The sequence below is a fragment of the Streptococcus sp. TATVAM-FAB8 genome, from assembly GCF_046592795.1.
Lineage (GTDB): Bacteria > Bacillota > Bacilli > Lactobacillales > Streptococcaceae > Streptococcus > Streptococcus ruminicola.
On sequence record NZ_JAWVPQ010000001.1, the window covers coordinates 222,188 to 236,632 of the forward strand.

Genomic DNA, 14,445 nt, shown 5'->3' on the forward strand with positions numbered 1-14,445 from the left:
AAGATTCATCTCAATGTCAATAGTCAACCTGTCTAGTGATGAATGCGTTTCATGTAGTCTGTGTAAGACTCTGTATGCATAAGCTTTTTAGCATTTTGGACACGTTCTCTAGTCGGTGGTTTAACCCCTTCAAGGGTATAAGGAATTCCCAATTCACGCCACTTGAATTCACCCAAGGTATGATAAGGCAAAATTTCAAATTTATCCACGTTTTTTAACGTTTCAACAAATTTCCCTAGCTCAATTAAGTCTTCATCAAAATCGGTCAATCCTGGAACCAAGACATGACGAATCCAGACTGGAACACCCTTATCAGACAAATAACGAGCAAAAGCTAGAATATTAGTATTGGGTTGACGTGTTACAACAATGTGTTGTTTAGGATTGATTTCTTTTAAATCTAAAAGAACTAAATCCGTCACAGCTAGTAACTTATCCACAATTTCGTGATATTCAGGCGTATCTCGGAACGTAAAACCACACGTATCAAGCGTGCAATGAATTCCTAATTCTTTAGCCTTGGTAAAAAGGGCTGTTACAAACTCAATTTGCAACATGGCTTCACCACCTGAAACGGTAATCCCACCATTTTCACCCCAGAAATGTCGATAACGCAAGGCTTCTGCTAAAACATCATCAACAGTGCGTTCACGAGAATTATTTGTTTCTAATGCCCAAGTATCTGGATTGTGACAATATTGGCAACGCATCTTGCAGCCTTGCATAAAAATGACAAAGCGAACACCAGGACCATCCACAGAACCAAAACTTTCTGTTGAATGAATCATTCCTGTCACTTTTCCGTAATCTATTTCAGTCATTTTCTAACATCCTTTGTAACCGTTTTTCTAATTTTCATTATACCATTTTCCAGAGAAAAGATGGTGATAAAAAAGCCAGTAAAACAGCTCTTATATATCAGTTTTTAAGTCAATCAAGGCTTTTAGCCATCACGTCAACCCACTAAAAAAGACTAAGCTTTTAGCTTAATCTTCCTCAGGGGTCTGTTCTATATCAGAAATGACAACTTTCAATTTCGTCACACGACCATCTTTTACTTTATCATTTGTTAAAACAAGGTGTTTTTCTTTTGAATCAACTTCAAAGCTTTCACGACTATCCTGACTTGGAATGTTACCAACCCCTGTCAAATAGAATCCAGCAATAGTATCGACATCATCACTATCTAAATCAAGGTCAAAGTAATCATTGAAATCATTCAAGGTCATTGTACCAAGGACAATATAAGTATCTTCACCAATTTCACGAACACATTGTTCTGCTTTATCGGTTTCGTCATCAATTTCACCGACAATTTCTTCAAGCAAATCTTCAAGGGTTACAATTCCTGCAACACCACCGTATTCATCAAGCAAGATTGCCATTTGATTTTGAGTGTTTCGCAATTGACGCAACAAATCATCAACAAAAATCGTTTCAGGAACAAACAAAGGTTCTTGCAAGATTTTACGCAAAACAATATTATCAAAACCTTCGCTGAAACCAGCAGCTAACAAACGTTTAGTGTGAAGGACACCAATAATCTTATCCTTGTCATCATCATAGACGGGAATACGTGAAAAGTGTCTTTTCAGAATTTCTTGAATGTTTTCTTGCGTGTCATCATTGATGTCAATCATGAAAGCATCTGTACGTGGTACCATGACTTCACGCGCCATCAATTCATCAAGTGAGAAGACACCTTGAAGCATTTCAATCTCCTCTGCATCCAAAGTCTCTTCGCTATTTGTCAGCATGTATTCAATTTCATCACGTGTCATTTTTTCATCGGCATCGTCAAATGTCATTGGTGTGATGCGTGACAAAAGATTAGTTGAAGCTGATAATAACCAGACAAATGGGCTAACCAATTTCCCAATAAGGATAATGACTGGAGCTGAAATAACCGCCAAGTTTTCCTTAAGGTTCATGGCAATACGTTTTGGATAAAGTTCTCCAAGAACGATTGAAATATAAGTCAAAAAGACAAGTGAAATCACGCTACCAGCTGTTTTTGCCCAGACATAATTTCCAAACCAAGAGGCAATCACACCACCAAGTGAAGCAGACAAACTAGCCCCTTGTAAAAGTCCGATAAAAGTAATCCCAACTTGAATCGTTGATAAAAAGTTATTTGGTTTTTCTAGGACAGACAAAAGACGGATATATTTTTTATTTCCTTCTTCTGCTTTTTGTTCAACACGTGAACGATTTAAAGACACTAAAGCCATCTCAGAAGCTGAGAAAAAGGCGTTTAATAAGGTCAAAATTAACAATAAAATAAATTGCAATACTAAATTCTGACTCGGGTCTTCCATATAAATCTTACTCCTCTTCTATCTCAAATAGGTTTTAATCACCTATATTCTATTCTTAATACAGTGACTACATTATAGCATATTTTCGAATTAAAGTGCCAAACAAATACTGCAAGCATCGACTATCTTTCTTCTATATAAAAGACCCAGTTACATAAACTGAGTCCTTTTCATATTTCCTTAGTTCAAGGTCAACACATCATCACCAGCTTGTACGTTTGTACCAGCAGGAGCTTTCATCACAAAGTCATTAAAGACATGTGAATTTGTGACAGTGACAATAACCGTATCATCAAGTCCAGCTTTTTTAATTGCTGGATCCCAGAATTCAATCAATTTATCACCTTTTTTAACATGCTCTCCTTCAACCACATAAGAAACAAATCCTGTTCCTTTTAGTTTCACGGTTCCAATACCAATGTGAATCAATAAGACAATACCATCTTCAGAAACCAAACCAACAGCGTGGCGAGTGGTAAAGACTTGACGAACCATTGCATCAAACGGCGCATAAACACAACCATCGCTTGGTTTAATGGCGAATCCTTTACCAAGTCCTTCTTTTGCAAAGATTGGGTCATCTACATCTGACAAGGCAATCAGTTGACCTGAAATTGGAGCTGAGATGTTCAGACCACCATCTGTTTCAACCTCATCTTCGATGTATTCGTGTCCCCAAGTACGTTCAAGTTCTTCAACAATTTCAGCGTGTTTTTCTTCAGTTAATTTAACACGGAAGAAGAAAACCAAACTACTTAAAATAATCAAAGCAAATGGTAAAGCAAAGACATGAAGTTTGAAAGAAATGATTCCTGCTTTTGTAATGGAATCAGCTGTCGCACCTGTTGTCATCCCAGCAGCAACCGCTGCTGCACCAATGACAAGATTTGAAATAGCACCACCAAATTTATCCAACAAAGGACGAACTGACAAGGTCAAAGCTTCATCACGGTGACCAAGTTTCCATTGACCATATTCCACACAGTCTGTGATAATCATCAAGACCACAAGGAAAACAAGAGGTTGAGGAATAAAGAATAATTCAGCAGCAAGTAAAACAAGAGCTAGTGATGTTCCAGCTACTGAAAAGAGACCAATACCGCAAAGCATTACAGCGATACAAGCAAAGAACAAATTACGACGATTCAATTTTCCAGCTAATTGTGGGAAAAGAGAAACTGAAAGCAAACCGACAACTGTATTAATCGTACCTAAGATTGAAAATTGAGCTGCGTGTCCCATGATGTAAGTGAAGTAATACAATTCAGAAGCATTTAAAATACTAATCCCAGTTGTATACAAGACATATGACAAAGCAATCGCCATTAATTGGTCGTTTTTAGTTAAGACTTTAAGAACATCTTTGAAGCCTGTTTTTTCAGTATTTCTACGAAGGTCGGACTCAATTTCATGTGTACCAAAGGCTACAGCCAAAACAGTTAACACACCCAACAAAGCCACAATAAAGGCAAACCAGAACCAACCACGATTATCACCAGCACCGCCATTACGATGAAGTGAGAAGAAAAGAACGATTGGCATAATCACAACACTAACAATATTACCACCAATAGTTGAACCAATACGAGCAAAAGTTGCTGTTTTTTCACGTTCTTCAGAGCTAAATGATAGTGCTGGAACCATTGACCAAAAACCAATATCTTTAAAAGAATAAAAAATATCCATCATGATATAGATGAAAGCAAAGATAATCAAGTAAAGCACTGGATTTGTCTTGTTAAGTCCACCCATATCAGTAAATAAAATCAATAAAGCAAGTGAGCTGATTGTACCACCAGCTACTACCCATGGTTTGAATTTTCCCCAGCGTGTCTTTGTATTGTCAATCATATTTCCAATAAAAGGGTCAATAATCAATTCAACAATACGCAAACCTGCGATAATCTGAGTGATATACAAAACCATGCGATTATTTTGTGCTGCATCACCAGTATTAAATAAGTGTGAGGTAATAAAAGTGATGAAGTATGTTGACAAGGTCGCATAAAAAATATCGTGACCAAATGCCCCAAAAGCATATGAAATGCGTGAAGTAGCTGCAGATTTTTTCAAATCTTTGCTTGCATGAGTCGTTTGATTCATAGAACTCTCCTTCTTCTAACAACTTTGTTTTTTGATTACATGATTATAGTAAACGCTTTCCTAAACAAAGTCAATAAGTTTTAGTAAAGTTTTACTAATTTTTAGTTTTATTTATCAAACTATTTCAGAAATAAATATCTAAATTTTCTGAAAAATGATATAATAACTATCAAATACTTGACGGAGGTTCTCCTATGATTCAACTTTCTTTAACCAATGTTAGTCTAGAACGACAGAATAAAAAACTCTTAAATAATGTCACTTGGCAGGTCAACAAGGGCGAACACTGGGCAATTCTTGGGCTTAACGGTTCTGGCAAAACATCCCTTCTAAAACTCATCACCGCTGAATATTGGACAAGTCAAGGCAGTGTTGAGGTGCTGGGAAATAAATTTGGTGGGACTGATATCAGCAATATGCGTACCAAAATTGGTATCGTTGGCTCTTTCATCGCCGAACGATTATCCCCACACATGCTAGCTGAAAAAATCGTCCTAACCGGAAAATACAAATCAAGTATCCTTTATACTGAATACGGCGAAAAAGAACTTGAAGAAGCTAGACAAATGCTCATCTCAATTGGCGGTGAACATCTTCTTGGTCGTATTTATGCCAGTCTTTCACAAGGTGAAAAGCAACTTCTTCTTATCGCAAGGAGCTTAATGGAAAGTCCAGAAATCTTAATTCTCGATGAAGCAACTAGTGGACTTGACCTTTTTGCACGTGAAAAATTGCTGACGCAAATTGAGCAAATCACTAGCTTGCCAAATGCGCCAACTATTATCTATGTTACTCACCATGCTGAAGAAATCACACGTTCTTTTACCCACGTTCTTCTCCTCAAAAAAGGGCAAATCATTGCTCAAGGTCCAAAAGACCAAGTCTTAACAGAAGATATTTTATCTAACTTTTATGATCAAACCGTATCAATTGTCCCTCTTGGAGATGACCGCATTTACATCAAACCTGAATTTAAATAACGAAAAACCTCTATGACCTTAATCATAGAGGTTTTATTATTAACGTAATTTTTCAATCATAACCAAGAAAGGTGGTTGGTGAATTTGGTTCAAAGGTTTATATAGCATTGTTGCAAACTCTTTTTGGTCAAGAGCTGACACGTAATCAAGCACTGCATCTTTTTCCATGTCTCCACCTTCGTGACCATAATAAATCATGATAGCTAGACGACCACCGATTTCAAGACGTTCTAAGATTTTTTCAATAGCCACTAAAGTGGTATCGGGTTTTGTAATGACTGTCTTATCGGCACTTGGTAAATAGCCAAGGTTGAAAATAGCTGTGCGAATTGGCTCACTGACGTATTTATCAAGATTTTGATGCCCATCTAAAATCAACTGCGCATTTGAAATTGCCTGTTTTTCTAGGCGTTCTTGTGTGCTTTTTAGTGCTTGTTCTTGCACATCAAAAGCGTAAACTTTTTTAGCATGCTGAGCGAGAAAAGCTGTGTCATTGCCATTTCCCATGGTTGCATCAACAGCTACTGCACCATCATCTAGCACCTCAGCCAAAAAATCATGTGATAAGTGTAAGGGACGTTTTATCACGATTCAACCTCCTCTAATTTACATCCTTGATAAGAACCTCGACGTTCCATTTCTTTGTCAATGGCGTTTAAAACTTCCCATTTCTTGAGGCTCCACATTGGTCCAATCAACATATCACGTGGAGCATCTCCAGTGATGCGGTGAATAACAATATTTTTAGGGATAATTTCCAACTGGTCGCAGATAATATTGACGTATTCGTCCATACTGAGCAATTTCAAACGCCCTTCATGGTAATCACGTTGCATTTTGGTACTTGTCATCAAGTGAAGCAAATGAAGTTTGATTCCGTCAATCTCGTTATCGCTCACACAACGTCTAACGTTCTCAACCATCATCTCATGTGTTTCCCCTGGAAGGCCATTAATCAAGTGAGAAACAATCTCAACCTTAGGAGCCAATTCACGAAGACGTTTCACAGTTTTGACGTAAAGGTCATAAGTGTGAGCTCGGTTAATGATTTTAGAAGTTTCATCATAAGTGGTCTGCAACCCAAGCTCAACAGTCACATGCATACGCTCAGATAATTCAGCAATGTAGGCAATGGTTTCATCTGGCAGACAGTCGGGACGTGTCCCGATATTAATCCCAACAACACCAGGTTCGTTAATAGCTTGTTCATAGCGTTCACGAATCACATCAACCGTGTCATGCGTATTGGTGAAGTTTTGGAAATAAACCAAGTATTTCTTAACTTCTGGCCATTTACGGTGCATGAAATCTATTTCTTTATAAAATTGGTCACGAATTGGAGCGTCTGGAGCCACGATAGCATCACCAGAACCTGATACCGTACAGAAAGTACAGCCACCATGCGCTACCGTTCCATCACGGTTTGGGCAGTCAAATCCTGCATCAATAGGAACTTTAAATATTTTTTCTCCAAAAATCTCGCGATAGTAATCATTTAGAGTATTGTAACGTTTTTTCATAGCTTTTATTATAACACTTTCTAAGCACGAGACAAACTCAAGTCACCTTAAAAAGACGACCTATCGGTCGCCTCTTTAATACTTAATCTTGTTTTCCTTGGAAACGCCATTCAAAACGCTTCTTATCATAAATTGGGTATACAGCTAGAGAGATAGCAAGAGCTAGCAACCAGCCACCCAAAATATCTGTTGGGTAATGGACACCTAAGTAGATACGAGAAACAGCTGTTAAAAGAGCAAGTACAACAACCAATACTTGTAGCAGACGCTTAGCCACTGTTTTTGTCAAATGTTGCTCGATAATAATCATCAAACTAATAGCCACAATCATACTGGATGCCGCATGCCAACTTGGGAACGATGGCCCCATTGGTCGTTTAACCAAGAATTCCAAACTTGGTCTTGGACGATTATAAAGATACTTAAAGACTGTTGAAAAAGCCCCCATTAAAACCAAATTGCCAGCTAAAAGGAGGCCTTCCGTTTTCCAATTTTTTCGGAAATAGAAAAAGGCTGCAATGGCAAATGTATAGACAAAGACAAGCGCTTCATGACCAAAATTTGTGATGACTTTAAAGAAAGCAGTCAGATGAGCTGGTAAATCTCCACGAACGCTTAATTGAATACTTGAATCAAGTCCTGTTACAGCTTCAGGATAAAATTTTACAACATAGCCCAACATCATAAAAATCACGAGAAAGGTTGAGCCAAGTGTAAAATAGGTTTGTTTATGTTTCATGTTAATACCTTTCACAAGAATTTAGTGCAACAGTATTATTATAACGCAGTTCATTTTTTAAGCCTAGCCAAAGCCTCTAAATTCTGTGGCAAAACTGTGGCAGTTTAAACAAATGTTAAGTTCATTAGAAGATTAACTAAAAAGCCTAGGACTATGTCCCAGACCTGTCATGTATTTATTTTGTTAAAATCGGTTTTAGGCATGTCCATAAGATAAAGAAGGAAATAGAGAAAATCACTCCTTCAATCAAGTTAAATGGGACAACCATTGCAAAAAGGTAATTTCCTAAACCTAGAATAGCTGAAATATCAAAGTTTGCAAATTGAGCATAAAGTGGCACCGCATAGATATAATTTAATACCAACATAGCCACGGTCAAACCAATCGTTCCCACAACTGAAGCCAAAACAAAAGTTTTCAAACTTGGTTTTCGATTCCAAATGAAAGCCATCGCTAACAAGAAAACTCCTAAAGCGACCACATTCATTGGCATACCAATCAAGGTGGTAACACCACCATTATTTAACATGAGTTTTAGAAGTGTTCGCAAAATCAAAATTCCAAGCGCGCTTTGCAAGTCAATCATCACAAGACCAACTAAGACTGGTAAGATTGAAAAATCAAATTGCAAGAAGCTAGCTGATGGAATCAGCGGAAATTGCAAATACATCAACAAGAACGAAAGCGTCGATAAAATGGCAATATGCGCCAATTTACGTGTGTTAGTCATAGTTTCAGGCATAAAAAAGTTCCTCCAATTTTCTCAAATTGAAAGAAGGCGTTCGAGTATATTGCTGTAGCCAAAAAGCCTAAGCAAACTCTTGGTCTTCTCCCATCCAGACTTTACTGTCGGTTCTGGAATCTCACCAGATCAACTGCCAAGCAGCTCGCGGACTTTTACATTGCTCTCGTTCTCTTAGCAAACAACGAGAGGCAACACCGCCGGTCGGGAATTGCACCCTGCCCTGAAGACACCCTTAGAATATCAAAAAAAATCAAGCTCTGCAATGTTTTTGGCTGAAAAAGCTTGATTTTATGCCGATTCTCCTCACTTTTTGGACTTTTATACGTCAAAAAGCAGTCCTAAAGGACTACTTTTCTTTTATTTTAGTTTATCATGCTCGTAAGTGTGGCTGAGTTCCAAATTTGGAAATGCTTGTTGGCGAAGAGCTTCATAGACAATCATGCAGACGGTATTTGACAAATTCAAGCTGCGCACGTGTTCATCATTCATCGGAATACGAAGAGCTTTCTCTGGATTTTCTCGCATGAAGTCTTCAGGAAGTCCTTTATCTTCACGACCGAAAAGGAAATAATGATGGTTGCCATCATTGTAGTTTTCGTCAGAATAAACTTTTTCAGCGAATTTACTAATCAAGTGAACTTTCCCATCACATTTTTCCATAAATTCTTCAATGCTATCATAGAATGTCACATCAAGTTTGTCCCAGTAATCAAGCCCTGCACGTTTCATTTTGCGGTCGTCAATTGGGAATCCCATCGGACGAATGATGTGTAGTGGTGTATTGGTTGCAGCACATGTTCTAGCAATATTTCCTGTATTTTGTGGAATTTGTGGTTGAAAAAGAACGACATGATTGACAGCCTTAGTAGCTTCTTCTTGGTAATCAAGTTCTTCGATATTCATAACTATTCCTCTCCGTTTTTTGACATAAAAATAAACCACACTGCCCGGAGTCAAGCTCAGCAAACAGCGTGGTTGGCGGCGATTCATTAACTTAAATCATAACAGGTTTGATTTAAACTAACGAATTCTTGTAAATTATTATAACACTTTAACATGCAAAGTCAACGTATTTAACGCGAAAATGTCACGTTTTTACAGCTTTTTTCAATGTTTTTTCGATGTAAGCCTTTTCTTTTAAAAAATTAAAAGAAGCCTTGATATGAAAGGCTTCTTAAAGATTTATTATTTCTTCAAATGATATGAATAAGTTGCAATGATAATGTCTTCATACCAACGTAAACGCGCACGGATACGTAGGCTCATTTGGTTGTGAAGCATGTTTTGCCAACTGTGTTTTGGAATGAATTTTGGAATAATAACCGTCATCGTGTGATTATTTTTCTTAGCTTCATGATTCATTTTTTGAACAAACATCATGGTTGGTTTCACAATATCACGGTAGTTTGATTCAATATTGACAAAGGTAACATCTGGGAAATAGTGTTTGAATTCTTCTTCAACTTCTAAGTCTTTTTCACGTGTTTCCAAGGTTGATACGTGCATGGCAACAACCGTTTGTCCAATGCTTTTAGCATAGTTGATAGCACGAATACTTGCTTGTGTCATATTACCGACCAAAATCAAAACCGTATTACCATCATAATGGATATTCTTAACATCATCTGTCAAACGAAGTTGCATGGCAACATTCTTGTAGTGATTCTTAATAGAATGGAACAAGAACATCAAGACAAAGATGATTGGGAAGAATGGCCAGATTTCACCAATTCTAAAAATCAATAAAATCAAAATGATGAGGTAACAAATAATTGCTCCCAAGATATTAGCCACAGAATGTTTCAAATAGCCTTGACCAAATTTGCGTTTCCAGTGAATGACCATCCCCGTTTGTGAAAGGGCAAATGGGATAAATACCCCAATGGTATAAAGCGGAATAAGGCGTTCAGTCGACCCATTAAAGATACAAAGAAGCGCAATTGCTCCAACTGCTAGGGTGATGATACCATTTGAATAGCCAAGACGTGCCCCTTTTTCCATAAAGAGGTGAGGCATGTATTTGTTCTTAGCCATGTTGAAAGATAACATTGGAAAGGCAGAAAAGCCAGTATTTGCAGCAACCGCCAAGATTAAGGCTGTTGATAATTGGAAAATGTAGAACAAAGCATTTCCGATTGTTGAATCACCAAAGATACGTTGCGCAATTTGAGCCAAAATGGTTACATGAGCTGATGGTGTAATTCCCAGCCAATAGTTTAGGAAAGTAATCCCTGCAAACATAATCCCAAGAATTAGTGACATGATGGCAAGGGTGCCAGCTGCGTTTTTTTCTTTTGGTTTCTTGAAAAATGGCACCGCATTTGAAATAGCTTCAACACCAGTAAGTGAAGCTGAACCGCTGGTAAAAGCTCTCAGCAAAAGAATGATAGACACTCCTGGAACCACTTTACCAATGTGTGCTGTTGCCGTATAAGCCAAATGCCCAGTCAGAATTTGAAAAGCACCATATGCAATCAAGAATAAGATACTTACAATGAACAAATAAACTGGAATCATCAAAGATTTTGCCGATTCGCGCAAACCACGCAAATTCATAAACATCAAAGCCAAAACCAGAACAATCGAAATTTCTAAATTAAATTCCTTAATGGCTGGAAAAGCTGATGTAATCGCATCGGCACCAGATGACACCGAAACAGCTACTGTCAACATATAGTCAACCAACAAACTACCACCTGCAATTAATCCCATACTTGGTGATAAATTTTCCGTAGATACCATGTAGGCACCACCACCTTTAGGGTAAGCATGGATAACTTGTTGGTAAGAAATCGTTAGGCTTGCTAACAATACCAAAACCAAAAGTCCAATTGGTAAAGACCACCAAATTGCCGCCGCAGAAATAGTTGTCAAAACTAAGATAACTTGTTCTGGACCATAAGCAATAGATGAAAGGGCATCGCTGGACAACATGGCCAAGGCTTGTGATTTGGATAGCAGATGATCCTCGTCAGTCTCGCCAGCTGATTCCAGGGGATTACCAATAAAAACATTTCGTAACTTTTCAAGCATTGAAATTTCTCCCTAAAATTAGATAACGATTCATTATAGTTCTCTCACTGACATTTCGCAAGCGTTTTGATGATTTGTAACCTAATTTTAACAATCATTGTTAGCTTTGATAAATCAAGCTTAATCCCTTGTTAGCAGTTGGAATGGCTAGTATTTTTAGGAAAAATAGAGTAATATAGATACGATACATTTCGGAGGTTAAAATGAAAATAATTGTTGTCGGCGGAGGTAAGGTTGGTACCGCACTTTGTCGCTCTCTTGTTGAAGAAAAACACAATGTCGTCTTAATTGAAGAAAAAGAAGCTGTTTTAAAAAATATTACCAAACGTCACGATATCATGGGAATCGTTGGTAATGGTGCTAACTTTAAAATTCTTGAGCAAGCTGATGTTGCTAACTGCGATATCTTCATTGCTCTGACTGATAAAGACGAAGTTAATATGATTTCAGCCGTTCTTGCCAAACAAATGGGTGCCAAAGAAACGGTTGTCCGTGTTCGTAATCCAGAATACTCAAACGCTTATTTCAAAGATAAAAATTTCCTTGGCTTTTCTTTGGTGGTCAATCCAGAATTGTTAACTGCACGTTATATTGCTAATACTGTTGACTTTCCAAATGCCCTTTCTGTTGAGCACTTTGTCAATGGACGTGTCATGTTAATGGAATTTGTGATTTCTGATGGCAGCAAACTTTGCCACATGAGCTTGAGCCAATTCCGTAAAAAATTTGGTAACTTAGTTATCTGTGCTATCGAACGTCGTGGAAAATTGATTATTCCAGACGGTGATGCCACACTCCAAACAGCTGATAAGATTTTCGTTACAGGAAATCGTATTGACATGATTCTTTTCCACAATTCTGTAAAAACCAAATCTATCAAGAACATGATGATTATTGGTGCTGGACGAATTGCCTACTACTTGCTCAACATTCTTAAGAACACTAAGATGAATCTTAAGGTCATTGAAAATAATCCTGAGCAAGCTCAGATGTTCAGCCAAGAATTTCCAAACGTCCATGTCGTCCAAGGTGACGGTACGGCTAAAAGTGTGCTTTTGGAAGAATGTGTGGAAAACTTTGATGCAGTCGCAACACTAACAGGGGTGGATGAAGAAAACATCATCACTTCTATGTTCCTTGAAACACTTGGTGTACGAAAAAATATCACCAAAGTTAACCGTACTAGCTTGCTTGAGATTATCGATACTAGCCAATTTTCAAGTATTGTCACACCAAAAAGTATTGCGGTTGATAGCATGATGCACTTCATTCGTGGTCGTGTGAACGCCCAAGACTCAAACCTTGATGCCATGCACCACGTCGCTAATGGTCGTATCGAGACCTTGCAATTTGAAATTCGTGAAAACAATAAAATGGCAGGTAAGAGTCTGTCATCACTAAAATTCAAGGAAAATATTCTTATCGCCGCGATTATCCGCAAAGGTAAAACCATTTATCCAACCGGTGAGGATGTCTTTGAAGTTGGTGATAAGATTGTTGTCGTAACCTTCTTGAAAAACATCACGCGCATCTATGATTTGTTAGCGAGGTAAGTTATGAATAAAAGTATGGTTCGTTACCTCCTAGCAAAACTCCTATTGATTGAAGCTTCTTTGATGTTAGTGCCTGTGATTGTGGCTTTCATTTATCATGAAGATATGCGCGTGATTAACAGCCTGGTCATCACGATTGGAATGCTTGTCATCATTGGACTTCTTGGGGTTGCTTTCAAGCCAAAGAATTACCATGTTTACACCAAAGAGGGACTCTTAATCGTTGCTCTATGTTGGATACTCTGGTCATTCTTTGGAGCGCTGCCATTTGTACTTTCAGGACAAATTCCAAGTATCATTGACGCTTTCTTTGAAATGGTTTCTGGATTTACCACGACTGGTGCTACTATTTTACCTGATGTTGCGGTGCTATCACACTCGCTACTCTTCTGGCGAAGTTTCGCCCACCTTATCGGTGGTATGGGAGTGCTGGTGTTTGCGCTAGCCATTATGGAAAATAGTAAAAATAGCCACTTGGAAGTCATGCGTGCTGAAGTGCCTGGTCCTGTCTTTGGTAAAGTGGTTTCTAAACTGAAAGAAACAGCGCAAATTCTTTATGTCATTTACCTCAGTATGTTTGCCATTTTAATGGTTATTTTGATGGTAGCTGGCATGCCTGCCTTTGACAGTATTATCACTGCAATGGGTTGTGCTGGTACTGGTGGTTTTGGAGTCTATAATGATTCTATTGCTCATTACAACAGTTCACTAATCACAAATATTATCTCAATTGCTGTACTCCTTTTTGGGATTAACTTTAACTTGTACTACTTCTTATTACTTCGTAAGTTTAAAGCATTCTTTAAAGACGAAGAACTAAGAACTTATATTGGGATTGTTGTGATTGCAACAGCTCTAATCTGGTTGAATGTCAGTGGCCTTTACCCAAGCGCTGGTAAGGCTTTGGAAAATTCATTATTTGAAGTGGCTAACATCATGACAACAACAGGATTTGGAGTAACTGATTTGACCGTTTGGCCTTTGTTTGCTCAGGTTATTCTACTCTTTCTCATGTTTGTCGGAGGATCTGCTGGATCAACTGCAGGTGGTATTAAGGTCATGCGTACACTTATCTTGACAAAAATTGCAAGGAATCAAGTGCTCTCAACCCTTTACCCAAATCGTATCATGACTATTCATATCAACGAGCAACCACTTGATAAGGTAATTCAACACGGTGTCCTTAAGTATTTGACATTATATGTTTTCTTACTTTTAGGACTAACCTTAATGCTATCACTAGATAATAATAATTTTATGGTTGTGGTCAGCGCAGCAACATCAACCTTTAACAACATCGGACCAATGCTCGGCACAAGCCAAACCTTTGCCATCTTTAGTCCATTTTCAAAATTACTCATGTCATTTGCCATGATTGCAGGACGCTTGGAAATTTACCCAATGCTACTCCTCTTCATTCCAAAAACATGGTCAAAATATTAATACACAAAAAG

At 38.0% G+C, this 14,445-nt stretch carries 12 protein-coding genes and 1 riboswitch; of the genes, 3 read left to right on the top strand and 9 right to left on the bottom strand.

What is annotated here, in order from left to right; all coding sequences use genetic code 11:
- Window positions 1-32 precede the first annotated feature (32 nt).
- The 3 genes from pflA to SFC32_RS01095 form a co-directional block, all read right to left on the bottom strand.
- Window positions 33-821 (bottom strand): pyruvate formate-lyase-activating protein, encoded by a 789-nt coding sequence (gene pflA, locus SFC32_RS01085; protein WP_039696405.1) that lies wholly within the window; start codon window positions 819-821, stop codon window positions 33-35.
- A gap of 165 nt (window positions 822-986) precedes the next feature.
- Window positions 987-2,318: a hemolysin family protein gene (locus SFC32_RS01090; protein ID WP_411049639.1), complete on the bottom strand. Its 1,332-nt coding sequence runs from the start codon at window positions 2,316-2,318 to the stop codon at window positions 987-989.
- 180 nt (window positions 2,319-2,498) lie between these two features.
- On the bottom strand, window positions 2,499-4,421 hold the full coding sequence (locus tag SFC32_RS01095) for a PTS sugar transporter subunit IIA (protein ID WP_052071098.1): 1,923 nt from the start codon (window positions 4,419-4,421) through the stop codon (window positions 2,499-2,501).
- 194 nt (window positions 4,422-4,615) lie between these two features.
- Here SFC32_RS01095 and SFC32_RS01100 point away from each other — a divergent pair, with 194 nt between their 5' ends.
- A complete protein-coding gene (locus SFC32_RS01100) occupies window positions 4,616-5,401 on the top strand; it encodes an ABC transporter ATP-binding protein (RefSeq protein ID WP_411050215.1) in 786 nt (261 codons plus the stop codon).
- A 39-nt stretch (window positions 5,402-5,440) separates the two neighbouring features.
- Here the strand turns inward: SFC32_RS01100 and SFC32_RS01105 are convergent, their stop codons facing one another.
- The 6 genes from SFC32_RS01105 to SFC32_RS01130 all read right to left on the bottom strand — a co-directional run bounded on the left by SFC32_RS01105 (window position 5,441) and on the right by SFC32_RS01130 (window position 11,438).
- Window positions 5,441-5,989: a tRNA (mnm(5)s(2)U34)-methyltransferase gene (locus SFC32_RS01105; RefSeq protein WP_074629289.1), complete on the bottom strand. Its 549-nt coding sequence runs from the start codon at window positions 5,987-5,989 to the stop codon at window positions 5,441-5,443.
- Window positions 5,986-6,921 carry a TIGR01212 family radical SAM protein gene (locus tag SFC32_RS01110; RefSeq protein ID WP_074564285.1) on the bottom strand — a complete coding sequence of 312 codons (936 nt, stop codon included), beginning with the start codon at window positions 6,919-6,921 and terminating at the stop codon, window positions 5,986-5,988. The genes SFC32_RS01105 and SFC32_RS01110 overlap by 4 nt, the downstream gene beginning before the upstream one ends.
- 82 nt (window positions 6,922-7,003) lie before the next feature.
- Entirely contained in the window at window positions 7,004-7,660 is a 657-nt protein-coding gene (locus SFC32_RS01115) for a phosphatase PAP2 family protein (protein ID WP_039696402.1), read from the bottom strand.
- A 175-nt stretch (window positions 7,661-7,835) separates the two neighbouring features.
- Window positions 7,836-8,402: an ECF transporter S component gene (locus SFC32_RS01120; RefSeq protein ID WP_039696401.1), complete on the bottom strand. Its 567-nt coding sequence runs from the start codon at window positions 8,400-8,402 to the stop codon at window positions 7,836-7,838.
- Between the two features lie 78 nt (window positions 8,403-8,480).
- Window positions 8,481-8,637: riboswitch (FMN riboswitch) on the bottom strand.
- A 125-nt stretch (window positions 8,638-8,762) separates the two neighbouring features.
- Window positions 8,763-9,308, bottom strand: coding sequence for a tRNA (cytidine(34)-2'-O)-methyltransferase (locus SFC32_RS01125; protein WP_039696400.1), 546 nt, complete (start codon window positions 9,306-9,308; stop codon window positions 8,763-8,765).
- A gap of 282 nt (window positions 9,309-9,590) precedes the next feature.
- Complete coding sequence (locus SFC32_RS01130) at window positions 9,591-11,438, bottom strand: APC family permease (RefSeq protein WP_039696399.1); 1,848 nt, start codon at window positions 11,436-11,438, stop codon at window positions 9,591-9,593.
- Between the two features lie 203 nt (window positions 11,439-11,641).
- Between SFC32_RS01130 and trkA the strand changes: the two genes are divergently transcribed.
- Together trkA and SFC32_RS01140 are read left to right on the top strand one after the other, a co-directional pair.
- Window positions 11,642-12,991, top strand: a complete 1,350-nt coding sequence (gene trkA / locus SFC32_RS01135) for a Trk system potassium transporter TrkA (RefSeq protein WP_074560797.1) — start codon at window positions 11,642-11,644, stop codon at window positions 12,989-12,991.
- 3 nt (window positions 12,992-12,994) lie between these two features.
- On the top strand, window positions 12,995-14,434 hold the full coding sequence (locus SFC32_RS01140) for a TrkH family potassium uptake protein (protein ID WP_411216625.1): 1,440 nt from the start codon (window positions 12,995-12,997) through the stop codon (window positions 14,432-14,434).
- Window positions 14,435-14,445: the final 11 nt, after the last annotated feature.

Excerpts from the sequence above, each read along its gene's own strand:
- pflA (WP_039696405.1), bottom strand. The coding sequence starts at position 821 with ATGACTGAAATAGATTACGGAAAAGTGACAGGAATGATTCATTCAACA.
- SFC32_RS01110 (WP_074564285.1), bottom strand. The coding sequence starts at position 6,921 with ATGAAAAAACGTTACAATACTCTAAATGATTACTATCGCGAGATTTTT.
- SFC32_RS01095 (WP_052071098.1), bottom strand. The coding sequence starts at position 4,421 with ATGAATCAAACGACTCATGCAAGCAAAGATTTGAAAAAATCTGCAGCT.
- SFC32_RS01100 (WP_411050215.1), top strand. The coding sequence starts at position 4,616 with ATGATTCAACTTTCTTTAACCAATGTTAGTCTAGAACGACAGAATAAA.
- SFC32_RS01120 (WP_039696401.1), bottom strand. The coding sequence starts at position 8,402 with ATGCCTGAAACTATGACTAACACACGTAAATTGGCGCATATTGCCATT.
- SFC32_RS01125 (WP_039696400.1), bottom strand. The coding sequence starts at position 9,308 with ATGAATATCGAAGAACTTGATTACCAAGAAGAAGCTACTAAGGCTGTC.
- SFC32_RS01130 (WP_039696399.1), bottom strand. The coding sequence starts at position 11,438 with ATGCTTGAAAAGTTACGAAATGTTTTTATTGGTAATCCCCTGGAATCA.
- trkA (WP_074560797.1), top strand. The coding sequence starts at position 11,642 with ATGAAAATAATTGTTGTCGGCGGAGGTAAGGTTGGTACCGCACTTTGT.
- SFC32_RS01140 (WP_411216625.1), top strand. The coding sequence starts at position 12,995 with ATGAATAAAAGTATGGTTCGTTACCTCCTAGCAAAACTCCTATTGATT.
- SFC32_RS01090 (WP_411049639.1), bottom strand. The coding sequence starts at position 2,318 with ATGGAAGACCCGAGTCAGAATTTAGTATTGCAATTTATTTTATTGTTA.
- SFC32_RS01115 (WP_039696402.1), bottom strand. The coding sequence starts at position 7,660 with ATGAAACATAAACAAACCTATTTTACACTTGGCTCAACCTTTCTCGTG.